This window comes from Kosakonia beeri, from assembly GCF_054165705.1.
In genome coordinates this window covers 1,371,390-1,394,439 of record NZ_CM135106.1, presented here as the reverse complement: position 1 = coordinate 1,394,439, position 23,050 = coordinate 1,371,390, and the positions used below count along the sequence as shown (strand labels likewise).

General features: G+C 54.4%; 22 protein-coding genes. 9 read left to right on the top strand and 13 right to left on the bottom strand.

The annotated features are described in order from the left end of the window. The first annotated feature begins 73 nt into the window (after positions 1 to 73). The 5 genes from cysZ to crr all read left to right on the top strand — a co-directional run bounded on the left by cysZ (position 74) and on the right by crr (position 4,909). Positions 74 to 835 carry a sulfate transporter CysZ gene (gene cysZ / locus ACUY4S_RS06760; protein ID WP_458022179.1) on the top strand — a complete coding sequence of 254 codons (762 nt, stop codon included), beginning with the start codon at positions 74 to 76 and terminating at the stop codon, positions 833 to 835. A 140-nt stretch (positions 836 to 975) separates the two neighbouring features. Then, positions 976 to 1,947, top strand: a complete 972-nt coding sequence (cysK, locus tag ACUY4S_RS06755) for a cysteine synthase A (protein ID WP_312690537.1) — start codon at positions 976 to 978, stop codon at positions 1,945 to 1,947. 379 nt (positions 1,948 to 2,326) lie between these two features. Next, a complete protein-coding gene (ptsH, locus tag ACUY4S_RS06750; protein WP_007370907.1) occupies positions 2,327 to 2,584 on the top strand; it encodes a phosphocarrier protein Hpr in 258 nt (85 codons plus the stop codon). A gap of 47 nt (positions 2,585 to 2,631) precedes the next feature. Further along, on the top strand, positions 2,632 to 4,359 hold the full coding sequence (gene ptsI / locus ACUY4S_RS06745; protein ID WP_312690540.1) for a phosphoenolpyruvate-protein phosphotransferase PtsI: 1,728 nt from the start codon (positions 2,632 to 2,634) through the stop codon (positions 4,357 to 4,359). Positions 4,360 to 4,399: 40 nt separating this feature from the next. After that, positions 4,400 to 4,909 carry a PTS glucose transporter subunit IIA gene (crr, locus tag ACUY4S_RS06740; protein WP_049841435.1) on the top strand — a complete coding sequence of 170 codons (510 nt, stop codon included), beginning with the start codon at positions 4,400 to 4,402 and terminating at the stop codon, positions 4,907 to 4,909. Positions 4,910 to 4,950: 41 nt separating this feature from the next. On the opposite strand, the gene pdxK is transcribed toward crr, so the two are convergent. From pdxK to ACUY4S_RS06690, 10 genes are all read right to left on the bottom strand, one after another. Then, a complete protein-coding gene (pdxK, locus tag ACUY4S_RS06735) occupies positions 4,951 to 5,790 on the bottom strand; it encodes a pyridoxine/pyridoxal/pyridoxamine kinase (protein WP_312690542.1) in 840 nt (279 codons plus the stop codon). 17 nt (positions 5,791 to 5,807) lie between these two features. Beyond that, positions 5,808 to 6,719, bottom strand: coding sequence for a cysteine synthase CysM (gene cysM, locus ACUY4S_RS06730; protein WP_458022180.1), 912 nt, complete (start codon positions 6,717 to 6,719; stop codon positions 5,808 to 5,810). Between the two features lie 119 nt (positions 6,720 to 6,838). Further along, entirely contained in the window at positions 6,839 to 7,933 is a 1,095-nt protein-coding gene (cysA, locus tag ACUY4S_RS06725; RefSeq protein WP_312690545.1) for a sulfate/thiosulfate ABC transporter ATP-binding protein CysA, read from the bottom strand. Continuing rightward, positions 7,923 to 8,798 (bottom strand): sulfate/thiosulfate ABC transporter permease CysW, encoded by an 876-nt coding sequence (gene cysW, locus ACUY4S_RS06720; RefSeq protein WP_458022181.1) that lies wholly within the window; start codon positions 8,796 to 8,798, stop codon positions 7,923 to 7,925. The genes cysA and cysW overlap by 11 nt, the downstream gene beginning before the upstream one ends. After that, on the bottom strand, positions 8,798 to 9,631 hold the full coding sequence (gene cysT, locus ACUY4S_RS06715; RefSeq protein ID WP_312690549.1) for a sulfate/thiosulfate ABC transporter permease CysT: 834 nt from the start codon (positions 9,629 to 9,631) through the stop codon (positions 8,798 to 8,800). The genes cysW and cysT overlap by 1 nt, the downstream gene beginning before the upstream one ends. Beyond that, complete coding sequence (locus tag ACUY4S_RS06710; RefSeq protein WP_458022182.1) at positions 9,631 to 10,647, bottom strand: sulfate ABC transporter substrate-binding protein; 1,017 nt, start codon at positions 10,645 to 10,647, stop codon at positions 9,631 to 9,633. Before ACUY4S_RS06710 ends, cysT begins: the two co-directional genes overlap by 1 nt. Positions 10,648 to 10,822: 175 nt before the next feature. Next, a complete protein-coding gene (locus ACUY4S_RS06705) occupies positions 10,823 to 11,722 on the bottom strand; it encodes a Dyp-type peroxidase (RefSeq protein WP_458022183.1) in 900 nt (299 codons plus the stop codon). 90 nt (positions 11,723 to 11,812) lie between these two features. Then, the gene (locus ACUY4S_RS06700; protein WP_458022184.1) at positions 11,813 to 12,385 is read right to left on the bottom strand and encodes an RpoE-regulated lipoprotein; all 573 of its coding nucleotides are present in this window, start codon (positions 12,383 to 12,385) and stop codon (positions 11,813 to 11,815) included. Positions 12,386 to 12,448: 63 nt separating this feature from the next. Further along, positions 12,449 to 12,898, bottom strand: coding sequence for a DUF2919 domain-containing protein (locus tag ACUY4S_RS06695; protein WP_458022185.1), 450 nt, complete (start codon positions 12,896 to 12,898; stop codon positions 12,449 to 12,451). Next, the gene (locus ACUY4S_RS06690) at positions 12,885 to 13,310 is read right to left on the bottom strand and encodes a GNAT family acetyltransferase (RefSeq protein WP_312690559.1); all 426 of its coding nucleotides are present in this window, start codon (positions 13,308 to 13,310) and stop codon (positions 12,885 to 12,887) included. The genes ACUY4S_RS06695 and ACUY4S_RS06690 overlap by 14 nt, the downstream gene beginning before the upstream one ends. Before the next feature lie 214 nt (positions 13,311 to 13,524). Here ACUY4S_RS06690 and amiA point away from each other — a divergent pair, with 214 nt between their 5' ends. Both amiA and hemF read left to right on the top strand, forming a co-directional pair. Next, positions 13,525 to 14,400 (top strand): N-acetylmuramoyl-L-alanine amidase AmiA, encoded by an 876-nt coding sequence (gene amiA / locus ACUY4S_RS06685; RefSeq protein ID WP_312690561.1) that lies wholly within the window; start codon positions 13,525 to 13,527, stop codon positions 14,398 to 14,400. Continuing rightward, positions 14,397 to 15,296 (top strand): oxygen-dependent coproporphyrinogen oxidase, encoded by a 900-nt coding sequence (hemF, locus tag ACUY4S_RS06680; protein ID WP_312690562.1) that lies wholly within the window; start codon positions 14,397 to 14,399, stop codon positions 15,294 to 15,296. Before amiA ends, hemF begins: the two co-directional genes overlap by 4 nt. Positions 15,297 to 15,341: 45 nt before the next feature. On the opposite strand, the gene maeB is transcribed toward hemF, so the two are convergent. After that, entirely contained in the window at positions 15,342 to 17,621 is a 2,280-nt protein-coding gene (maeB, locus tag ACUY4S_RS06675; protein WP_312690564.1) for an NADP-dependent oxaloacetate-decarboxylating malate dehydrogenase, read from the bottom strand. A 280-nt stretch (positions 17,622 to 17,901) separates the two neighbouring features. On the opposite strand from maeB, the gene tal reads away from it, so the two are divergent. Both tal and tkt read left to right on the top strand, forming a co-directional pair. After that, entirely contained in the window at positions 17,902 to 18,852 is a 951-nt protein-coding gene (tal, locus tag ACUY4S_RS06670) for a transaldolase (RefSeq protein ID WP_312690566.1), read from the top strand. Positions 18,853 to 18,872: 20 nt separating this feature from the next. Continuing rightward, positions 18,873 to 20,867 carry a transketolase gene (gene tkt / locus ACUY4S_RS06665; protein WP_312690568.1) on the top strand — a complete coding sequence of 665 codons (1,995 nt, stop codon included), beginning with the start codon at positions 18,873 to 18,875 and terminating at the stop codon, positions 20,865 to 20,867. Positions 20,868 to 20,943: 76 nt separating this feature from the next. On the opposite strand, the gene ACUY4S_RS06660 is transcribed toward tkt, so the two are convergent. Beyond that, the gene (locus ACUY4S_RS06660; RefSeq protein WP_312690570.1) at positions 20,944 to 21,882 is read right to left on the bottom strand and encodes a hypothetical protein; all 939 of its coding nucleotides are present in this window, start codon (positions 21,880 to 21,882) and stop codon (positions 20,944 to 20,946) included. Between the two features lie 49 nt (positions 21,883 to 21,931). Continuing rightward, on the bottom strand, positions 21,932 to 22,972 hold the full coding sequence (locus ACUY4S_RS06655) for a DUF1176 domain-containing protein (RefSeq protein ID WP_458022186.1): 1,041 nt from the start codon (positions 22,970 to 22,972) through the stop codon (positions 21,932 to 21,934). Positions 22,973 to 23,050 lie beyond the last annotated feature (78 nt).

The window sequence follows — 23,050 nt, the reverse complement described above, 5'->3', positions numbered from 1 at the left end:
CGGGTTTCCCCCGTCTGATGAATATTATAAGCTTCAGTTTTTCCGGCTGTAAGAAAAGGAGTATAGCCAGATTATGAATCCCTCGACCCCGGCCTCTGTACGCAGCGGTGTTTTTTACTTTTCTCAGGGCTGGAAGCTGGTCACGCTGCCCGGCATTCGTCGTTTCGTGATCCTGCCGTTACTGGTGAATATTCTGCTGATGGGCGGCGCATTCTGGTGGCTGTTTACCCGTCTAGATAGTTGGATCCCTTCCTTAATGCGTCACGTACCTGACTGGCTGCAGTGGCTCAGCTATCTGTTATGGCCGGTTGTGGTTATCTCTATTCTGTTAGTGTTCGGCTATTTCTTCTCGACCATCGCCAACTGGATTGCCGCACCGTTTAACGGCCTGCTGGCAGAACAACTTGAAGCGCGCCTCACCGGCGCTACGCCGCCGGATGCCGGGATTGGTGAGCTGCTTAAAGATGTGCCGCGTATTATGAAACGCGAATGGCAGAAACTCGCCTGGTATTTGCCGCGCGCTGCTGTTCTGTTGCTGCTTTATTTTATTCCTGGCGTTGGGCAAACCGTTGCGCCGGTGGTGTGGTTTCTGTTCAGCGCGTGGATGCTGGCGATTCAGTACTGCGATTATCCCTTCGACAACCACAAAGTGCCCTTTAAAGAGATGCGCGTTGCGCTGCGTGCCCGTAAGGTCACCAATATGCAGTTTGGCGCGCTGACCAGCCTTTTTACGCTGATCCCGGTGTTGAATCTGGTCGTAATGCCGGTTGCGGTCTGTGGCGCAACGGCAATGTGGGTCGATTGCTACCGTGATAAGCATGCGGCGTGGCGTTAAGGAATTATTCCTTTTCTTATTCCATACTGCTTAGCATTATTTCGACGCAGTATATAGATATGCGAATTCCTTACTTCCGCATCAACAGTAAGTGCGTATGCTGATGTGGTTCCCAAAATTCAGACAGTTAAGGACAGGCTATGAGTAAGATTTTTGAAGATAACTCGTTGACTATTGGTCATACGCCGCTGGTTCGACTGAACCGCATCGGTAACGGACGTATCCTGGCGAAGGTCGAGTCCCGCAACCCAAGCTTCAGCGTGAAATGCCGTATCGGTGCCAATATGATTTGGGATGCCGAAAAACGTGGCGTACTGAAACCGGGCGTTGAGCTGGTAGAACCCACCAGCGGTAATACCGGTATTGCGCTGGCTTACGTGGCGGCGGCGCGCGGTTACAAACTGACGCTGACCATGCCGGAAACCATGAGCATCGAACGCCGTAAACTGCTGAAAGCCCTGGGCGCAAATTTGGTGCTGACCGAAGGCGCAAAAGGCATGAAAGGCGCGATCCAGAAAGCAGAAGAGATTGTTGCCAGCGATCCGGCTAAATTCCTGCTGTTGCAGCAGTTCAGTAATCCGGCTAACCCGGAAATCCACGAAAAAACTACCGGCCCGGAAATTTGGGAAGATACCGACGGTCAGGTTGATGTGTTTATCTCCGGCGTGGGTACCGGTGGTACGCTGACTGGCGTTAGCCGCTACATCAAAAATACCAAAGGCAAAACCGATCTAATTTCGGTAGCGGTCGAACCGACCGACTCGCCGGTTATTTCACAGGCGCTGGCGGGTGAAGAGCTGAAACCCGGCCCGCATAAAATTCAGGGTATCGGTGCAGGTTTTATTCCTGGCAACCTGGATTTGAAACTGATCGATAAAGTTGTCAAAATCACCAACGAAGAAGCCATTAGCACTGCACGTCGTCTGATGGAAGAAGAAGGTATTCTGGCTGGGATCTCTTCTGGCGCAGCAGTTGCTGCCGCGTTGAAACTGCAAGAAGACGAAACCTTCACCAACAAAAATATCGTGGTGATCCTGCCCTCTTCAGGCGAACGCTATTTAAGTACCGCTTTGTTTGCAGACCTGTTCACGGAAAAAGAACTGCAACAGTGATGCCAGATTGTTAAATACGCGCAAAAAAGCACCCATCGAGGTGCTTTTTTGTGGCGTACATCAAATTTTTACCCCACCTGGCATTGCCTGGATCCTCAGGGTCTGGTATTTAACCATCACATTTATTTTGAAGCGCGAAATTAATCTGATGTCTGATTTGAGCTAGCTGAATCGATTTTATGATTTGGTTCAATTCTGGCTTTAGCGGCATAATGTTTAATGGTGGTCGAAACGTCAGCGATCGAAGGTCTACGGCTGTTTGGTCAGTCGGCTTCTGTCCCTTGTTCTGTTACGCCAGCGCTAACTATACAGGCTAAAGTCCAACCGCCAGGCTAGACTTTAGTTCCACAACACTAAACCTATAAGTTGGGGAAATACAATGTTCCAGCAAGAAGTTACCATTACCGCTCCGAACGGTCTGCACACCCGCCCTGCTGCTCAGTTTGTTAAAGAAGCGAAAGGCTTCTCTTCTGAGATCACTGTGACTTCCAACGGCAAAAGCGCCAGCGCGAAAAGCCTGTTCAAACTGCAAACTCTGGGCCTGACTCAGGGCACCGTTGTCACGCTGACCGCTGAAGGCGAAGACGAGCAAAAAGCAGTTGAACATCTGGTTAAACTGATGGCGGAACTCGAGTAAGTTTTTCCGGGTTCTCTTCAAGATCAGTCACAAGTAAAGGTAGGGTTATGATTTCAGGCATTTTAGCATCCCCGGGTATCGCTTTCGGCAAGGCATTGTTGCTGAAAGAAGACGAGATCGTCATCGACCGGAAGAAAATTTCTGCCGACAAGGTTGACCAGGAAGTTGAGCGTTTCCTGAGCGGTCGTGCCAAGGCATCGGCACAGCTGGAAGCGATCAAAACGAAAGCGGGTGAAACTTTCGGTGAAGAAAAAGAAGCCATCTTTGAAGGGCACATCATGCTGCTCGAAGATGAGGAGCTGGAGCAGGAAATCATAGCCCTGATTAAAGATAAGAGCATGACTGCCGATGCTGCGGCGCATGAAGTTATCGAAGGTCAGGCAACTGCCCTGGAAGAGCTGGACGACGAATACCTGAAAGAGCGCGCAGCTGACGTGCGCGACATCGGTAAACGCCTGCTGCGCAATATTCTGGGTATGCCGATTATCGACCTCAGCGCAATTCAGGACGAAGTGATCCTGGTTGCTGTGGATCTGACGCCGTCAGAAACCGCACAGCTGAACCTGAAAAAAGTGCTCGGTTTTATCACCGATCTTGGCGGCCGTACTTCCCATACATCCATCATGGCGCGTTCCCTTGAGCTGCCAGCGATTGTGGGTACCAGTAGCGTTACCGCTCAGGTTAAAAATGACGACTATCTGATCCTCGATGCCGTAAACAACAAAGTTTACGTCAACCCGAGCGATGAAGAGATCGAGACACTGCGCGCTGCGCAGGCTCAGGTCGCCGAAGAGAAAGCCGAACTGGCGAAACTCAAAGATCTGCCGGCAATCACCCTTGATGGCCATCAGGTTGAAGTCTGCGCCAACATCGGTACCGTTCGCGATATCGCGGGCGCGGAGCGCAATGGCGCTGAAGGTGTTGGCCTGTACCGTACCGAATTCCTGTTTATGGATCGCGACGCGCTGCCGACTGAAGAAGAGCAGTTCGACGCCTATAAAGCGGTAGCTGAAGCGTGTGGCTCACAGGCTGTTATCGTGCGTACCATGGACATTGGCGGCGATAAAGAATTGCCGTACATGAACTTCCCGAAAGAAGAGAACCCGTTCCTTGGCTGGCGCGCAGTGCGTATCGCCATGGATCGTAAAGAGATCCTTCGCGATCAGGTTCGCGCTATCCTGCGTGCTTCGGCTTTCGGCAAACTGCGTATTATGTTCCCGATGATCATCTCTGTTGAAGAAGTGCGTGCACTGAAGAAAGAGATTGAGATCTACAAACAGGAACTGCGCGATGAAGGCAAAGCCTTCGACGAAACGATTGAAATTGGCGTAATGGTGGAAACCCCTGCCGCTGCGACAATTGCTCGCCATCTGGCGAAAGAAGTTGATTTCTTTAGTATCGGTACCAATGATTTAACGCAGTACACTCTGGCAGTTGACCGTGGTAATGATATGATTTCACATCTTTACCAGCCGATGTCACCGTCCGTACTCACTTTGATCAAGCAAGTTATTGATGCTTCTCATGCTGAAGGCAAATGGACTGGCATGTGTGGTGAGCTTGCTGGCGACGAACGTGCTACACTTCTGTTGCTGGGGATGGGTCTGGATGAATTCAGTATGAGTGCCATTTCTATCCCGCGCATTAAGAAGATCATTCGTAACACGAACTTCGAAGATGCGAAGGTGTTAGCAGAGCAGGCTCTTGCTCAACCGACAACGGACGAGTTAATGACGCTGGTTAACAAGTTCATTGAAGAAAAAACAATCTGCTAATCCACGAGATGCGGCCCAAATTACTGCTTAGGAGAAGATCATGGGTTTGTTCGATAAACTGAAATCTCTGGTTTCTGATGATAAAAAAGACACCGGAACCATTGAGATTATTGCCCCGCTTTCTGGCGAAATCGTTAACATTGAAGATGTACCTGATGTTGTTTTCGCTGAGAAAATCGTTGGTGATGGCATTGCTATCAAACCGACCGGCAATAAAATGGTAGCTCCGGTTGACGGCACTATCGGCAAAATCTTTGAAACCAACCATGCCTTCTCTATCGAGTCCGATAGCGGCATCGAGCTGTTCGTTCACTTTGGTATCGATACTGTTGAACTGAAAGGCGAAGGTTTCAAACGTATCGCGGAAGAAGGCCAGCGCGTTAAAGTTGGCGATCCGGTAATCGAATTTGATCTGGCCCTGCTGGAAGAAAAAGCCAAGTCTACCCTGACGCCGGTTGTTATCTCCAACATGGATGAAATCAAAGAGCTGATCAAGCTGTCTGGTAGCGTGACCGTGGGCGAAACCCCGGTGATCCGCATCAAGAAGTAAGCTCACCACATATAAAAAAAGGCGCCGCAAGGCGCCTTTTTTTATCGCGTCGGCAGGATCAGCTCGTCGTAACCCTTCTCAAGGGTATATCCCATCACATCGACTACCCGTTCTCCCGCTGCGCGCACGGCCTCATCAAGCGACTTACCCTGTACAATGCCGCTCACCAGCTCAGAACAAAACAGATCGCCCGTGCCTTTTAACTCCGTTGCCACGCGCGGATAACCGCTGATGGTCACCCCGCTTGCCGTCACCAAAACCACATGAATTTGCCCGTCATCCACATCCACGGGCGCACTGGTGATCGCCACCCAGTGCAATGTTTCTGATAACAGCCCCTGCGCCGCCTCAATGGCACTTTGCAGATCCCGGCATGGTTTACCACTTAACACCTCCAGCTCGAACACATTCGGCGTGATACCCTGCGCGAGCGGCAACAAATGGTCGCAATAGGCCTGGGGGATTTCCGGTTTAACATAGATGCCGCTGTCCGTATCGCCAATTACCGGGTCAACCAGAATCGTCAGTTGCGGATGCTTTTCTCGCAGCGTCATGAGCCACTGCGCCAGCAATTTTATCTGGCTGGCGCTCCCCATATAGCCAGTGGTGACGGCTTTGACGTCACGCAAAACGTCGCGCTCTTCCAGCGCCCGTAAATAACCGCTGAACCACTCATCAGGGATAACACCGCCGTAAAAGGTGTCATAGTGCGGCGTGTTACTGAACAGCACCGTCGGCACCGCCAAAACATTCAACTGGTGCTGACGAATATTGGGTACCGCAATGCTGTTACCTACGCTGCCATACACAACCTGCGACTGCACTGCCACAATATCGGCCTGCTGCGCCCGGGTTTTGTCCCTGAACAGGATCATCTCCATTACGTCTCCTTTACGGGTTAAATCCCCGCGCCCTGCGAATAACTCTCTTCTCCAAACACACCGGTGGAGAGGTAGCGATCGCCACGATCGCAGATAATCGCCACGACCACCGCACCGGCATTCGCTTTCGCGATGCGTAAAGCCCCTGCAACGGCACCGCCGGAACTGACGCCGCAGAAGATCCCCTCCTTCACCGCCAGTGCACGCATGGTATTTTCCGCCTCACGCTGATGGATATCCAGCACCTCATCAACCAAAGCGGCGTTAAAAATGCCGGGCATATACTCTGTGGGCCAGCGACGAATCCCCGGGATGCTGCTGCCCTCTTCCGGTTGCAGGCCGACAATGGTCACCGGTTTGTTCTGCTCGCGCAAAAAGCGCGAGACGCCGGTAATGGTGCCCGTCGTGCCCATGCTGGAGACAAAATGGGTTATGCGCCCGCCGCTCTGTTGCCAGATTTCCGGGCCGGTGGTGGTGTAGTGGGCATAAGGGTTATCGGGATTGTTGAACTGATCGAGCAGCTTGCCTTCGCCGCGTTGCGCCATTGCCAGTGCAAGGTCGCGTGCACCTTCCATCCCCTGCTCTTTGCTGACCAGCACCAGTTCAGCTCCGTAGGCCCGCATAGCTGCGCGCCGCTCCTGACTCATGTTGTCTGGCATTAGCAACTTCATCCGGTAGCCTTTCAGTGCCGCAATCATCGCCAGCGCAATTCCCGTATTGCCGCTGGTCGCTTCAATCAACACATCGCCAGGCTTAATTTCGCCGCGTTTTTCCGCCTGCACTATCATCGACAATGCAGCACGATCTTTAACCGATCCTGCGGGGTTATTTCCTTCAAGCTTGACCCAGATTTCACTGCCGTTACCCGGTGTCAGACGTTGTAGTTTGACCAGCGGCGTATGGCCAATGGTTTGTTCTAATGTGTTCACGATTTTCGCTCAATAAAAAAGCCGGGTGACGCTACGCGTACCCGGCCTACAAAGCTATGTAGAGATTGTAGGCCCGGTAAGCAAAGCGCCACCGGGCGATAGACATGCTGACTAACCTATCAGGCAGATTCCGCCAGAGCAAGCGTCTGCGCGGCTTCAATACGTTCGTTACCGTTATACAGGCGCGCATTCTGCAAGCCGACGAACAGCCGCTCGCCGCGCACCGGAGCCGGCTCATCACGCATAACCACGGTGAGCGGGTCCGGGTTCCAGCCCAGCGGCTGCACAACTAACTGCGTGTAGTGCCCTTTCGGGCTGGCTTCCAGCACCTGTACCGGCAACGGTGAATCAAGACTGGTGCGCCGACTAACGTCCACTTCCCACGGGCGCAGGAACAAATCCACCTCGCCCTGATAAGAAGGCGTATATCCCAGCGGCCAGCGGTGTGCGCCAACATGGAATTGCCCGCCACGCACCGTTCCTTTCAGGCGATTAACCTCACCCATGAATTCCAGCACAAAACGGGTCGCTGGCTCACGCCAGACCTGATCCGGCGCATCGGCCTGTTCAATATTACCCTGGCTCATTACGACCACGCGGTCCGCCACTTCAGTGGCCTCTTCCTGGTCATGAGTGACAAACACACTGGTAAATTTCAGCTCTTCATGAAGCTGACGCAGCCAGCGACGCAGCTCTTTACGCACCTGCGCATCCAGCGCGCCAAAGGGTTCATCCAGCAGCAGAATTTGCGGCTCTACCGCCAGCGCACGCGCCAGGGCAACACGCTGCTTCTGTCCGCCAGAAAGTTGAGCCGGGAAGCGATCGGCCAGGTGTGCAAGCTGCACCATTTCCAGTAACTTCATCACTTTGGCTTTGATGGCAGCCGCATTCGGTCGTTCGCGCCGCGGCAACACCGTCAGCCCGAAAGCAATATTGTCGAACACCGTCATATGGCGAAACAGCGCATAATGCTGAAACACAAAACCTACGCGGCGCTCGCGGGCATGCAACCGGCTGACATCGGTACCGTGAAAACGAATGCGACCGCTGGTCTGGTGCTCCAGACCGGCAATAATGCGCAGCAATGTGGTCTTACCGGAACCGGACGGCCCCAGCAACGCCACCATTTGCCCGGAAGGGATATCCAGCGAGATATCATTCAGCACCTGGGTGCGACCAAAAGACTTCTTAATATTGGCAATCTCAATGCTCATGATTTCCCTCCTGTTGCTGGCGTTTTTCCTGATTGTTCAAACGCCACTGCACCGCACTCTTCAAAAACAGCGTCAAAATAGCCATCAGGGTCAGCAGGCCCGCGGCGGTAAACGAACCGACCGTATTGTAATCCTGCTGCAGTAATTCAATCTGCAACGGCAGCGACAACGTTTCGCCGCGAATCGAACCGGAAACCACCGACACCGCACCAAACTCGCCAATCGCACGGGCGTTGGTCAACACCACGCCGTAGAGCAGCGCCCAACGGATGTTCGGCAGCGTCACACGCCGGAACATCTGCCAGCCGGACGCGCCCAGCAGAATAGCTGCTTCATCTTCCTGGCTGCCCTGACTCAACATCACCGGCACCAGCTCACGTACCACGAACGGGCAGGTTACAAACACTGTCACCAGTACCATACCGGGCCATGCGAACATAATTTGCAGGTTGTGTTCGTCCAGCCAGCCACCGAGCGGCCCATTGGAGCCGTAAAACAGCAGATATACCAGACCGGCGACCACTGGCGATACCGCAAACGGAATATCGAGCAGCGTCAACAGCAACTGGCGGCCGGGGAAATTAAACCGCGTCACCAGCCATGCCAGCAACGTACCAAACACCAGGTTCACCGGCACCGTGATCAACGCAATCAATACCGTGAGCCAGATAGCATGCAGCATGTCGGCATCGGCCAGGTTTTGCAGCACTGGCGCCAGCCCTTTACTGAACGCCTGCACGAAGATGTAAATCATCGGCACGACGAGGATAAAGGCAGAGAGCAGAATACCCGCGCCAATCAACAACCATTTACCCCAGTTCACCTGAGATTTGTCGTAGCGTTTCAATTCAGTTATTTCCGCCATTAGTGACCTACCACACGCTGGCCAAAGCGACTTTGCAAAGTGTTAATGGAGAACAGCAGCAGCAATGAAGCAGCAAGGATTACAGACGCAATCGCGCTGGCGGCCGGGTAGTCAAACTCCTGCAACCGGACAAAAATCATCAGCGAGGTCACTTCCGTCTTCCAGGCAATATTCCCGGCGATAAAAATCACCGCACCGAATTCGCCCAGGCTGCGGGTAAAAGAGAGCGCCACACCGGCTATCAACGCCGGAGAAAGCTCCGGTAAGACCACTTTGCGAAAACTCTGCCAGCGCGTTGCACCCAGCGTTTCCGCCGCTTCTTCATATTCCGGCCCCAGTTCTTCCAGTACCGGTTGAATGGTGCGCACCACAAAGGGAATGCTGGTAAACGCCATCGCCACGGCGATCCCCAGCCAGGTGTAGGTCACTTTAATATCGAACTTCGCCAGCCATTCACCGTAGAAACCGTTCACTGAAAACAGAGACGCCAGCGTCAGCCCGGCAACCGCTGTCGGCAATGCAAAAGGCAGATCAATTAATGCATCCAGCAACGTGCGGCCAGGAAAGCGGTAGCGAGTAAGGATCCAGGCCATCAACAGGCCGAACACGCCATTAAACACCGAGGCGACAAACGCAGACAGCAGTGTGACTTTGTACGCCGCCACCACCTGCGGGTTCGAAATCACCTCCCAGTACTGCCCCCAGCTCATCTGCGCCAGTTGCATCACCAGCGCGCTCAACGGCAACAGCAACACCAGGCACACAAAAAACAGGCTGCTGCCCAGGCTTAAACCGAAACCGGGCAAGACACGTTTAGCCGCTCCTGCAAACATTACTTACGCCCCGCCGCCAGTAACTTGTCCAGCTCGCCGCCACTGGCGAAATGGGTTTTCATCACTTCCGGCCATGAACCAAACTTCTCTTCCACGCGGAATAACGCCGTCTGCGGGAACTTATCGCTCAGTTTTGCCATGACATCAGGGTTGTTCACACGGTAGTAGTAATCCGTAATAATGGTCTGCGCCTGTGGGGAATACAGCCAGTTGAGATAGGCTTTCGCCGCTTTTTCTGTGCCGTTGGCTTTCACGTTTTTATCCACCCACGCGACCGGGAACTCAGCCAGAATGTTGACCTTCGGCACCACCACTTCAAATCCCTGGGCTGCATACTGCTTGCTGATATTATTTACTTCAGACTCGAAGGAGATCAGCACATCGCCAAGGCCGCGCTCAACAAAAGTGGTAGTCGCACCGCGCCCGCCGGTATCAAACACTTCAACGTTTTTCAAAAACTGGGTCATAAACTGCTGCGTTTTGGCGTTATCGCCACCCTCCGCCTGCTCGGCTGCCCCCCACGCCGCCAGGTAGGTGTAGCGTGCGTTGCCGGAGGTTTTTGGGTTCGGGAAGATCAGCTTCACGTCAGAACGCACCAGGTCGTTCCAGTCGTGGATATTTTTCGGGTTGCCTTTGCGTACCAGGAACGCCATGGTCGAATAGAACGGTGAACTGTTGTTCGGTAAACGGCTCTGCCAGTTCGCCGGGATCAGGTTACCTTTGTCATGCAGGATCTGCACATCGGTCACCTGGTTATAGGTCACAACATCGGCCTTAAGGCCTTGCAGAATAGCCAGCGCCTGCTTTGAGGAACCGGCATGGGATTGCTTGATCGTCAGCTTATCGCCTGCGTTATCTTTAGCCCACTGCTGTTCAAACAGCGTATTGAGCGCCGCAAAAAGCTCACGAGAAACGTCGTAGGAGCTATTAAGCAGTTCCGTCGACTGCGCCTGCGCAACACACAGCGTCATGGCTGCCAGCGTCAGATATCCTTTTTTAAGTAAGTTAACGGCCATTGCGCACCTTTATAAGCTGATGACTCTTCGACCATCAGTTTATTTATAACGCGCATGAAACCAGTAACGGTTTTATATACCAATTGGTGATTTGGAATCAGAAAAGAATATAAGCAGAAGGGAGTATGCCGGGCAGTTGCAGCCTTGCCCGGCCTTGCTGTTGTGCGGTGTAAAACTACAGCGTCAGCAGTCTGTTGAGAGAGGGCGCGAAATAATATCCGCCCGTGACCGGGCGGGTGAAACGCAGCATTGCGTCGCGCTTACCGTCGGTATCGCCAAACATACTTAACAGTTGCTGCTCAATATTATAAAGGCGGGCACAATAGGTGCAAAAATAGAGACCGTGCGTGCCGCTGGCGGTGCCGTAAGGCAGACTCTGGCGGACAATTTTCAGTCCCTTGCCATCTTCTTTCAAATCAACGCGGGTTAGATGAGATGTGAGCGGGCGCGCATCGCCGTCGAGCTCTTCGTTGGCCTCTTTGGTACGGCCAATCATCATCTCCTGGTCGCCCACACTCATGCGGTTAAGCTGCTTCAGGTTATGTTCCCAGCGCTGCACCATCACGTAGCTGCCACCGGCGTCAACCCCCGTTTGAATAATCGCCACCTCACGGCGTTTCTCTTCGCCTGCCGGGTTTTCCGTGCCATCAACAAAGCCGCTGAGATCGCGATCTTCCACCCAACGGAAACCATGGGTTTCTTCTTTCACGCTAAGCACATCGCCAAAAGCGTCCAGTGCGGCCTGCGCCACCGAAAAGTTAACGTCATGACGTAACGAAAGAATATGGAACAGCACATCGTGCTGCGTTGCCGGGGCCAGCCCTTTCCCATAACCCGGGAAGGCTTTCAGCTCCTCAGCCCCTTCGCCGCCGCTCAGTTCGCGCCAGACGCGGTCGCCAAAAGCCACCACCGCGCCGAGAGCCGCATCGGGGAATTTAACCTGAAACGTTGCCAGTTTATCGGCAAACGCTTTACAACCTGCGCGCAGGGCATCTGTGTCCCCGTTTACGCTGGCCTCAATCCAAATTGCCGCACGGCAATGCTCTGGCAAAATGCCACTTTGAACCTGGGACATCACTCCTCCTGAGAAAAATGCCACGCACCCGTGGCATTGATGCCCGCATTGTACTCGTTTTCTGTCGCTTATCGGCGCGTTTCGATCAAATTAACGGCGCCAAATCAGCTTGCTGACTTTCCAGTGTTTCAGCAGGTCGTCAGACGGCATTAACCCTTGCGGGCCGCTCCATGCACCACTGAACAGATAGCTAATATGTTGGCTGCCAGGGGCTTTACATTCCACGCTGGCGCTGTCGTCGCCGCTGCCCATCACGCAGTTACCGAAGGCCTTGTCATACAGGTCAGTAAACGGTGTGCCGATCTTCACGCCTTTTTCGCTGGCAACCTCGGTGTCCAGCACATCAATGCGACTTACGGCCCCGTTCTCACCGTTAATCACCAATGCCAGTTGGTCATCCTTCAGCGCTTCGAAATAACGCACGATGGTGCCTTTTTCAGTTTTCATGCCGCTGCGCAAATGATAACCACTTAATGCCTCGCCAATTGCCTGCTCGCTGAGCGGCGTGCTGGCGGTGATAGTGCCCACGCCATTTTCGCTAACCTCAAGGGACGAACCAAACCAGTTCCACGGATACGCCGCAGACCAGTTCACAGAGGAGAGCGTGGAACAGCCGGCTAACGCCAGCGGCAACACGCAAATAACCATACGCAGGGATTTCATGCACACATTCCTTTCTTGTTCATTTAACGCCTGTTGGAGTCGCTAAAGGATAAAAAGTGCCGTTTAATCTGCATCTGTTGTAAAACAGGCGCGCAGACGACGGTTAGTCAGCCACCACCATAATGCCACACTATCGGCAATCACCAGCCCCAACGCCGTGCCTGAAACGGCTTCGCCGCTAAACCAGCGCCAGAACTGCCAGACCAGCAGCAACAACTGCGCCAGCAACAGTAAGACGTACATCGCGCGCCAGAGTTGGGGAAAACGCGCCCGCCGTCCGCTGAGTAAAAACGCCAGCGCCGCAGGCATACCAGGCAATAGCCCGAGCCAGAAGGCGTCATGATCGGGGTAAAACAAGGTGAGCAACGCATCGCCCTGCCCGCGCGACGCGCCGGCAATCACAAACAGCACCCAGGTGCGGGCCTGTAACAACAACACGCACCAGAACAGGAAAGAAAGTTTTAGGCGACCGTGGCTATCGTAATCGGCGGGGTGGATATCAGTACTCTTCATCTTCAATCAAACGTTTGCCCAGACTCACCGCGTCGACGTGCTCATAGCCCAGACGTTCATACATCCCAATGACCATCTCGTTCTCTTCCCGCACCATCAGATTAATTTTGGGGCAACCGCGGGCAATCAGCTTTTTTTCCAGACGGTTGAGCAGCGCATTGGCAATGCCGCGCCCACGAAATTCAGGATGAACACCCAGGTAATAGGCCGATCCGCGATGGCCGTCGTACCCCCCCATTACCGTGCCGACCACTTCGCCACCCACTTCTGCTACCAGGAACAGACTCACATCGTGATTCACTTTGCGTTCAATATCCATTTCCGGATCGTTCCAGGGGCGCAGCAGACCACAACGCTCCCACAAGGTGATCACTTCTTCGAAATCTGCCTGGCGAAAAACGCGTATCTCCATGGTATTTCCCATCTTTTTTAGCTGTGATAATAGCGATTATGGCCCGAAGCGCCGCCGTAGCCAATATCCGGCGTCATCGACCAGGAAAAATGGCATAATGTCACTCTGTCACGTATTGAAATGAAAAGTAAAACAATAGTTCTTACGGACTGTCGTAACCGCAAACACGATACGATATAACACCTAAGACCACGGATAATACAATTCAGGCTGTATGAGCACCTTTAAACCTTTAAAAACCCTCACATCGCGTCGTCAGATCCTGAAAGCAGGTCTGGCCGCACTGACATTGTCGGGCATGTCTCGCGCCATCGCCAGGGAAGAGCCCCCCTTAAAAACCACCACCGGCCACAGTAAGCCAAAAGCGAAAAAAGCCGGTGCCCGTCGCATTGTGATGCTTGACCCCGGCCACGGCGGGATTGATACCGGCGCCATTGGCCATAACGGCTCAAAAGAGAAGCACGTGGTGCTGGCGATCGCCAAAAATGTTCGCGCGCAGCTGCGCGCCAAGGGCATAGACGCTCGCCTGACGCGCACCGGCGATAAATTTATCCCGTTGTATGATCGGGTAGAGATTGCCCACCAGCATGGTGCGGATCTGTTTATGTCGATCCACGCCGACGGCTTTACTAACCCCAGTGCGGCGGGCGCATCGGTCTTTGCGCTTTCTAACCGCGGCGCCAGTAGCGCAATGGCGAAATACTTGTCGGATAAAGAAAACGCCGCCGATGAAGTCGCCGGTAAAAAAGCGACAGATAAAGACCACCTGCTTCAGCAGGTGCTGTTCGATTTGGTGCAAACCGACACCATTAAAAACAGCCTGACGCTGGGCTCGCACATTCTTAAACAGATCAAGCCAGTGCATCGCCTGCACAGTAGCAGCACGGAACAGGCCGCGTTTGTGGTGCTAAAATCCCCGTCGATCCCCTCGGTACTGGTGGAAACATCCTTTATCACCAACCCGGCGGAGGAGAAGCTGCTCGGCACCACGGCCTTTCGCCAGAAGATCGCTACCGCCATCGCCGATGGTGTGCTGAGTTACTTTAGCTGGTTCGATAACCACAAAGCCCATGTGAAGAGACGCGGATGAAACCCGATGTACAACCGGTAAAAGAAGCCCTGCTACAGCTGCAGGATGAGATTTGTCGCCAGCTTTCCGCCATCGACGGCAGTGAATTCGCCGAGGACGTATGGCAACGGGAAGCGGGCGGCGGCGGGCGCAGCCGGGTATTGCGCGGCGGCAGTGTGTTTGAGCAAGCCGGAGTTAACTTCTCGCATGTGCACGGCGATGCCATGCCCGCCTCCGCCACTGCACACCGTCCGGAACTGGCAGGACGCAGTTTTGAAGCCATGGGCGTGTCGCTGGTGGTGCACCCGAGCAACCCTTATGTGCCGACCAGCCACGCTAATGTGCGCTTTTTTATTGCCGAAAAACCCGGCGCCGATCCGGTATGGTGGTTTGGCGGCGGTTTCGATCTCACGCCCTATTACGGTTTTGATGAGGATGCGCAGCACTGGCACCGCACGGCCCGGGATCTCTGTCAGCCGTTTGGCGAAGAGGTCTATCCGCGTTACAAAAAGTGGTGCGATGATTACTTCTACCTCAAACACCGGGATGAGCAGCGCGGGATTGGCGGGCTGTTTTTTGACGATCTGAACACCCCGGACTTTGATCACTGCTTCGCCTTTATGCAGGCCGTGGGGAAAGGGTATACCGAGGGTTACCTGCCGATTGTGGCGCGGCGTAAAGACCTGCCGTATGGCGAACGCGAGCGTGATTTCCAGCTCTACCGGCGTGGGCGTTATGTGGAGTTTAACCTGGTGTGGGATCGCGGAACGCTGTTCGGTTTGCAAACGGGCGGGCGTACCGAGTCGATTCTGATGTCAATGCCGCCGCTGGTGCGCTGGGAATACAACTACCAGCCCGCAGAAGGCAGCCCGGAGGCCGCCCTCAGCGAGTTTATAAAAGTCAGAGAGTGGGTGTAACTTTCCAGCTGCTATCCGGCAGCCTGTGCCGGATAGCATGGAAAATCACAACGGTTGTGTTTGCGCTTCAACGACCGCCAGCGCGACCATATTTACAATACGGCGTACCGAGGCTATCGGCGTTAAGACATGCACCGGTTTCGCTACTCCCATCAATACCGGCCCGACGGTGACCCCCTCCGAACTGGAAACACGCAGCAGGTTATAGCTAATGCGCGCCGCTTCCACATTCGGCATGATCAGGATATTCGCCGCCCCTTTTAACGGGCTGTCCGGCATACGCTCGTGGCGAATGGTTTCATCTAACGCGGCATCGCCGTGCATTTCGCCATCGATCATCAACTCCGGCGCTCGCTCCCGTACCAGCGCCAGCGTCTCACGCATTTTCACTGCCGCCGGGGCATTGGAGGAGCCAAACTGCGAATGTGACAGCAGCGCAACACGCGGTTCAATGCCAAAGCGTCTCACTGTTTCTGCCGCCAGCAGGGTGATCTCCGCCAGTTGCTCAGCGGTAGGATCTTCATTCACGTAAGTGTCGGTAATAAAGGTGTTGCCGCTTGGCAGCAGTAGCGCGTTCATCGCCCCGGCCACATGCACGCCATCGCGATAGCCAAAGATTTGCTGCAGCACGCCAAAGTGTTCATGGTAGTCGCCAATGGTGCCGCAGATTAACGCGTCCGCTTCACCACGATGAACCATGATGGCGCCAATAATGGTGGTGTTGCCGATCACCGCACGCTGCGCCTGCTCCTGCGTGATCCCACGGCGTTTCATGATGGCAAAGTACTCGGTCCAGTACTCTTTAAAGCGCGGGTCAGATTCGTTATTGACGATCTCGAAGTCCACTTCCGGGCGAATTTGCAGACCAAGCTTTTGAATGCGCATTTCAATAACGCTCGGGCGACCAATGAGGATCGGTTTTGCCAGCCCCAGCGTGACCAGTTCCTGCGTGGCATGCAGTACACGCGGCTCTTCCCCCTCGGCCAGCACCACGCGCTTCGGCGCATTACGGGCCTGTGAGAAGATCGGTTTCATAAACAGATTGGTTTTGTAGACAAACTCAGTAAGTTTATCGATATAAGCATCAAAATCGGCAATCGGCCGCGTCGCCACACCGGATTTCATGGCCGCCTTCGCGACCGCAGGGGCGATTTTGACAATCAGGCGCGGATCAAACGGTTTCGGGATCAGGTAGTCCGGGCCAAAACTCAGATCCTGATCGCCATAGGCGGAGGCCACGACTTCGCTTTGTTCAGCATGCGCCAGCTCGGCAATCGCATTCACCGCCGCCAGTTTCATTTCTTCATTGATCGCCGTTGCGCCAACATCCAGCGCGCCACGGAAAATAAACGGGAAGCAAAGGACGTTGTTCACCTGGTTGGGGTAATCAGAACGGCCAGTACAGATTATGGCATCCGGACGTACCGCTTTCGCCAAATCGGGCAGGATCTCTGGCTCCGGGTTAGCCAGCGCGAGGATCAGCGGCTGGCGCGCCATCTCTTTTACCATCTCTGGCGTCAGAACTTTTGGCCCGGAACAGCCGAGGAAGATGTCCGCGCCGGCCACAACTTCCGCCAGCGTGCGTTTACCGTCATCGTCCACGGCATATGCGGCTTTGGTTTCGGCCATGTTGGGCTCACGCCCTTTGTAAATCACCCCTTTCGAGTCGCAGACCACAATATTGTGTTTCTGCATCCCGAGGGCCACCAGCAGATTCATACAGGCAATGGCCGCCGCGCCTGCGCCAGAGACGACCATGCGCACATCAGAGAGATTTTTCTCAACGACACGCAAACCATTCAAAATGGCAGCCGTGCTAATAATTGCCGTGCCGTGTTGATCGTCATGAAATACCGGAATATTCATCCGTTCGCGCAATTTGGCTTCAATGTAGAAACACTCCGGCGCTTTGATATCTTCAAGGTTGATGCCGCCAAAGGTCGGCTCCAGCGCGGCCACAACGTCGATCAATTTGTCCGGATCCTGCTCATCCACTTCGATATCGAAAACATCAATACCGGCAAATTTCTTGAACAGTACCCCTTTCCCTTCCATCACCGGTTTACCGGCCAGCGCGCCAATATTGCCAAGGCCCAGCACCGCGGTGCCGTTAGAGATCACCGCCACCAGATTACCGCGGGCGGTATATTTGTAAGCCGCGAGAGGATCCTTTTCGATTTCAAGGCACGGTGCGGCAACGCCAGGCGAATAGGCCAGCGCCAGATCGCGCTGGGTGGCGAGGGGCTTAGTCGGGGAAACCTGAATTTTCCCCGGTCGAGGGAATTCGTGGAAATCGAGGGCACTTTGTTTTAACTGGTCATCCATTTGAGGTTCCTTTCACGTTGCTTTCAGAGTGATAAAGCGTGATTACGATCCCGATGCGCCGCCTAGTATGGCCTCTGTCGCGGTGACAAACTTTGAACATAGCCAAAATCTCGCCATTCCATAAACAAAATTTCTATCAATTACTCACATCTTTGTTACCCGTCACTAACAGCAAGCAAGGGGGCTGTCTGCTATGCTTTTTTGTTATGCACCTCTCATCCTCACAAAAGTGCCAACGAAAGCACTCCAATAACCTACTGCTTTTAAAGGAGTTAATTTCATGAACCACTTAGACGGCATTAAACAATTCACTACCGTAGTAGCGGACAGCGGCGACATTGAGTCCATCCGTCACTATCAGCCTGAAGATGCCACGACCAACCCCTCTCTGCTGCTGAAGGCCGCCGCACTCGATCACTTTGCCCACCTGATTCAAGACGCCATCGCCTTTGGCAAAGCGCACGGTGACACCCAGGAACAGCAAGTCGCAGAAGCGTGCGACAAACTGGCGGTCAATTTTGGTGCGGAAATTCTGAAAAGTGTGCCGGGGAGAGTCTCTACCGAAGTCGATGCCCGCCTCTCTTACGACAAAGCTAAAAGCATCGCCAAAGCCAAACGACTGGTTGCTCTGTACAAAGAGCAAGGGATCGATACCTCACGCATTCTGATCAAACTGGCTGCCACGTGGGAGGGGATCCGCGCGGCGGAAGAGCTGGAAAAAGAGGGTATCCACTGCAACCTGACGCTGCTGTTCTCGTTTGCCCAGGCGCGCGCATGTGCCGAAGCTGGCGTGTTTCTGATTTCGCCTTTCGTAGGGCGTATTTACGACTGGTATAACGAACGCAAGCCGCTGGAACCTTATGTGGTGGATGAAGATCCTGGCGTGAAATCCGTGCGCAACATTTACGATTATTTCAAACAACATCGCTATCAGACCATTGTGATGGGTGCCAGTTTCCGACGCACCGAGCAGATCCTCGCGCTGGCTGGCTGCGACCGCCTGACCATTTCGCCGGCGCTGTTGCAGGAGTTGCAGGACCAGGAAGGCATTGTTGAGCGCAAGCTGGTGCCATCTCGCCAAACCTTCCACCGCCCCGAACCGTTGAGTGAAGCGGAATTCCGCTGGGAACACAACCAGGATCCGATGGCGGTAGAGAAACTGTCGGACGGCATTCGCCAGTTTGCCGTCGACCAGCGCAAACTCGAAGATCTGATCGCCGCCAAATTTTAACCCTTGCCATGGAGTGAATTATGTCCCGTAAAGAGCTTGCTAACGCCATTCGCGCCCTGAGTATGGACGCGGTGCAAAAAGCCAATTCCGGCCACCCTGGGGCGCCGATGGGGATGGCAGATATTGCCGAAGTGCTGTGGAATGATTTTCTGCGCCATAACCCGGCCGATCCCACCTGGTACGATCGCGACCGCTTTATTCTCTCGAATGGCCATGCCTCGATGCTGCTCTACAGCCTGCTGCATCTGAGCGGTTACGATCTGCCGCTTGAGGAGCTGAAAAACTTCCGCCAGTTGCACTCCAAAACGCCGGGACACCCGGAAATTGGCTATACGCCTGGCGTAGAAACCACCACCGGCCCGCTGGGTCAGGGGCTGGCAAATGCCGTCGGGCTGGCGATTGCCGAACGGACGCTGGCGGCGCAGTTCAACCGCCCGGGTCATGACATTGTCGATCACTACACCTATGTGTTTATGGGTGACGGCTGCCTGATGGAGGGCATCTCGCATGAAGTGTGCTCGCTGGCAGGCACGCTGGGGCTGGGTAAACTGATTGGTTTTTACGATCACAACGGCATCTCGATTGATGGTGAAACCGAAGGCTGGTTTACCGACGACACGGCCAAACGTTTTGAAGCCTATAACTGGCATGTGGTGGGCGAAATCGACGGTCACTCCGCCGAAGAGGTGAAAAAAGCCATCCTTGAGGCGCAAAGCGTCACCGACAAACCGTCGCTGATCATCTGCCGCACAACGATTGGTTTTGGCTCACCAAACAAAGCCGGGAAAGAGGAGTCGCACGGCGCGGCACTGGGTGAAGAAGAAGTGGCACTGACCCGCCAGCAGCTGGGCTGGAAATACCCGGCATTCGAGATCCCGAAAGAGATTTACCAGGCATGGGACGCCCGTGAACGCGGCGCCAAAACCCAGCAAACCTGGAATGAAAAACTGGCAGCGTGGGAGAAAGCCTACCCCGATCTCGCCGCCGAATTTAAACGCCGGATGAGCGGCGGCCTGCCGGAAAGGTGGGAACAAACGACGCGCGAATGGATCGACAATCTGCAAGCTAACCCGGCAAAAATTGCCACCCGTAAAGCGTCACAAAACACTCTTAATAGCTACGGCCCGCTGTTACCGGAGCTACTGGGCGGCTCAGCGGACCTGGCACCGAGCAACCTGACTATCTGGTCGGGTTCGACCTCGCTCAAAGAAGATCCTGCCGGTAACTACATCCATTATGGCGTACGTGAGTTTGGCATGACGGCAATTGCCAACGGTATTGCGCATCACGGGGGGTTTATCCCCTATACCGCCACCTTCCTGATGTTCGTGGAATATGCCCGTAACGCCGCGCGCATGGCGGCGCTAATGAAAGCGCGGCAGATTATGGTCTATACCCATGACTCAATTGGCTTAGGGGAAGATGGCCCGACGCACCAGGCTGTTGAGCAGCTTGCCAGCCTGCGTCTGACGCCAAACTTCAGTACCTGGCGCCCCTGTGACCAGGTGGAAGCGGCCGTGGGCTGGAAACTGGCGGTAGAACGCCACCACGGCCCAACAGCGTTAATCCTGTCTCGTCAGAACCTGACGCAAATGGAGCGAACCCCGGAGCAGGTGCAAGCCATTAGCCGTGGGGGGTATATCCTCAAAGACAGCGACGGTAAACCGGATCTGATCCTGATTGCCACCGGCTCAGAAATGGAGATCACCATGAAGGCCGCCGAGCAGCTCAGTGCTGAAGGCCATAAAGTGCGAGTCGTTTCCCTGCCCTCTACCGACATCTTCGATGCCCAGGACGAGGCCTGGCGCGAATCCGTGCTGCCGTCGGATGTCGCCGCGCGCGTCGCGGTGGAAGCCGGCATTGCGGATTACTGGTACAAATACGTGGGCCTGAAAGGGGCCATTGTCGGAATGACCGGATACGGCGAATCTGCGCCTGCGGAGAAACTTTTCCCGTACTTCGGCTTTACGGTCGAAAACGTGGTGGCAAAAGCCAAAGCCGTACTGAAAAAATAAGTCCCTGCGCCAGCCGTCCGGCTGGCGCTTTTTTTATTATCAGTTTTAAACCACCGCCTCTGGAGGTGGTTATCGTTCATTTCAGGCTGATTAATGCTTCGCTAACCTGCGGTGTGACAATCTCTTCTTGCTTATCGTCCCACAGCGCTTTTTTCACCAGCACCCTGCCGCTGTGCTGCGGATCGCGCTGAACCAGCGTCGCCGCATCATCCTGTTCCTGAACATTAATATTCATGGGGAAAGGGGGTAACGCTTTGATCCACTGTCCTTGCTGAATGTCATAGACATAAACCACACGCCAGGCACTGGTCCACCATTCCGGGAAGATAACGACCCGATCGCGTCCGCTGTCATCCAGCGTCGACAGCACATCAACGCCGCCGCCAATGCACTGCGGCACAATAGCCGGTTGAACCGCAGGATTGCTGCTCCATAACGAGCACTGGCAGTCGCCGTCCATATCGCAGCTGCCACCGCTTTTTGGATCGCGGGCGGTAACCCACACCACATCTTTATTCACGCCATCGAATTTGCCTTTGGCAAGTCGCCCTTCTGCTGCCGGATCTTTTTGATTCAGTCGGGTGAGCAAATCCGTCTCATCACGGATACGCCAGCCCGCCGCTTCTTTTTTAAACCCCAGTTGCGCCGGGTAGTTTTTCAGCTTGTCTGCGGTGATACCCGCCTGTTTAACAAACTCTACCCACACCTGGCCCGTCTCATCTTCGTTGATGTCGAGCGTGCTGATAATCCGCTGCGCGTACTGCGGCGAATGGAGTTTGAAATCGCGTTGTTTGCTGAGCACCGCATCGCTGGCCAGGTTCTGGCCAAACCACTGCACCTGGGCGGCGTAAAGATTACTGTCGGTCGCGCCCTGCTCACCATTGAGATAGCTGTTCCAGTGCTGGACTTGCTGAGTAATGGCCTGGCGATCGGTACTGCTGAGTTCCGCCTGTACGGGTACAGCGGCAAAAAACAGCAGGCAAACGGCAACCCACTGTGCATAAACGTGCTTCATTGTTGTTTTCCCTGTCAAAATCCCAGGGGGGATTATAGAGAGGTTACGCTTATCTCGTCACCCACAGCGTTGGCCAGGCATCAGGGCCGTGCCAGTTATCGCAGGTCGGTTCCTGAGCGTAGCGCACCAGACGAAAACGTTGCCCGTCAAAACGCCAGCGGCTCGACACACCGCAATCCACCAGGCCACGCCCTTTTGACAGAGTGGTCAGTTCACGGGTTTTCTCATCAAAAGCCGCGTTCATCAGTTCCATTTCATCGTTGCCATTGTCCGGGGTGAACGGCAAACGCAAACGAACGGGGCGCGAGGCAAAGGGCTTTTGCCGGGAAACCAGCCACGCCAGTTCCACGGTGTTATACGCGCCAGCTTCGCAGTCGATGATCAACAGGGCTTTGTCATCCGTCAGGGCCGTCACACGCACCTGGCGGCGCATTGGATCCAGGGAACACTGGCTGTTGTTCATGCGCCAGTTGGCATAATCCAGTAAGTCGTTCAGTTGACTATGCGTCAGCGGCGCGGGCATATCATTGGTCTGTACTACCTTCTTCAGCGCGGGGGCCGGAGGTACGCTCAGCGACGGCTCATCGCCTTTTTTTATCCACGCCGTTTCACTGCCAACGCGTTTTTGTTGCGCATCAATAAACAGCAGTGCTGCTTTGAGGCCAATGAGCGACAGTGAGCCCTTACCATTTTGCAGGGTGATCGTCTTCCCTTCCTGGATCACGTTTAAAAAGGTGGCAATGCCGCCCGCATTGTCAGTCATTAAATGCCAGGGCGTGATTTGCCAGTGTTCGCCCGCCAGCGGCAATGGCTGCCCGTCAAGCAACAGGCGTGGCGCAATAGGCGGTTCTTTTAATGGTGGAGTGTCTTTGCTGCCAAGATCGATACGTAGGGTGGCGTCGGTACGCGCACCAGCGCTGCGTTCGAGCGTCATCACCAGACCGTTATGCACGCCAATATTGCGCGCGACGCAAAAGTTCTGGTTATTGCAGGTGACCTGCCAGTCGGAAAAAGCCTGTTGTGCAGGCGCAGCCCACAGCCACGGCGCGGTAAAAAGCCCGAATAGCAAACATAAACTGCGATAACGCATGAACGGAACAACCCCGGAAGAATAATAGATGTAAGACGTGCGCCATCTTCTATTCCCCGGTTCGCTTGCTCAATCAGA

What these genes read in the sequence shown, in the direction of transcription:
- cysZ (WP_458022179.1), top strand. Translation starts at nt 74, where the DNA reads ATGAATCCCTCGACCCCGGCCTCTGTACGCAGCGGTGTTTTTTACTTT.
- cysK (WP_312690537.1), top strand. Translation starts at nt 976, where the DNA reads ATGAGTAAGATTTTTGAAGATAACTCGTTGACTATTGGTCATACGCCG.
- ptsH (WP_007370907.1), top strand. Translation starts at nt 2,327, where the DNA reads ATGTTCCAGCAAGAAGTTACCATTACCGCTCCGAACGGTCTGCACACC.
- ptsI (WP_312690540.1), top strand. Translation starts at nt 2,632, where the DNA reads ATGATTTCAGGCATTTTAGCATCCCCGGGTATCGCTTTCGGCAAGGCA.
- crr (WP_049841435.1), top strand. Translation starts at nt 4,400, where the DNA reads ATGGGTTTGTTCGATAAACTGAAATCTCTGGTTTCTGATGATAAAAAA.
- pdxK (WP_312690542.1), bottom strand. Translation starts at nt 5,790, where the DNA reads ATGGAGATGATCCTGTTCAGGGACAAAACCCGGGCGCAGCAGGCCGAT.
- cysA (WP_312690545.1), bottom strand. Translation starts at nt 7,933, where the DNA reads ATGAGCATTGAGATTGCCAATATTAAGAAGTCTTTTGGTCGCACCCAG.
- cysW (WP_458022181.1), bottom strand. Translation starts at nt 8,798, where the DNA reads ATGGCGGAAATAACTGAATTGAAACGCTACGACAAATCTCAGGTGAAC.
- cysT (WP_312690549.1), bottom strand. Translation starts at nt 9,631, where the DNA reads ATGTTTGCAGGAGCGGCTAAACGTGTCTTGCCCGGTTTCGGTTTAAGC.
- ACUY4S_RS06710 (WP_458022182.1), bottom strand. Translation starts at nt 10,647, where the DNA reads ATGGCCGTTAACTTACTTAAAAAAGGATATCTGACGCTGGCAGCCATG.
- ACUY4S_RS06705 (WP_458022183.1), bottom strand. Translation starts at nt 11,722, where the DNA reads ATGTCCCAGGTTCAAAGTGGCATTTTGCCAGAGCATTGCCGTGCGGCA.
- ACUY4S_RS06700 (WP_458022184.1), bottom strand. Translation starts at nt 12,385, where the DNA reads ATGAAATCCCTGCGTATGGTTATTTGCGTGTTGCCGCTGGCGTTAGCC.
- ACUY4S_RS06695 (WP_458022185.1), bottom strand. Translation starts at nt 12,898, where the DNA reads ATGAAGAGTACTGATATCCACCCCGCCGATTACGATAGCCACGGTCGC.
- ACUY4S_RS06690 (WP_312690559.1), bottom strand. Translation starts at nt 13,310, where the DNA reads ATGGAGATACGCGTTTTTCGCCAGGCAGATTTCGAAGAAGTGATCACC.
- amiA (WP_312690561.1), top strand. Translation starts at nt 13,525, where the DNA reads ATGAGCACCTTTAAACCTTTAAAAACCCTCACATCGCGTCGTCAGATC.
- hemF (WP_312690562.1), top strand. Translation starts at nt 14,397, where the DNA reads ATGAAACCCGATGTACAACCGGTAAAAGAAGCCCTGCTACAGCTGCAG.
- maeB (WP_312690564.1), bottom strand. Translation starts at nt 17,621, where the DNA reads ATGGATGACCAGTTAAAACAAAGTGCCCTCGATTTCCACGAATTCCCT.
- tal (WP_312690566.1), top strand. Translation starts at nt 17,902, where the DNA reads ATGAACCACTTAGACGGCATTAAACAATTCACTACCGTAGTAGCGGAC.
- tkt (WP_312690568.1), top strand. Translation starts at nt 18,873, where the DNA reads ATGTCCCGTAAAGAGCTTGCTAACGCCATTCGCGCCCTGAGTATGGAC.
- ACUY4S_RS06660 (WP_312690570.1), bottom strand. Translation starts at nt 21,882, where the DNA reads ATGAAGCACGTTTATGCACAGTGGGTTGCCGTTTGCCTGCTGTTTTTT.
- ACUY4S_RS06655 (WP_458022186.1), bottom strand. Translation starts at nt 22,972, where the DNA reads ATGCGTTATCGCAGTTTATGTTTGCTATTCGGGCTTTTTACCGCGCCG.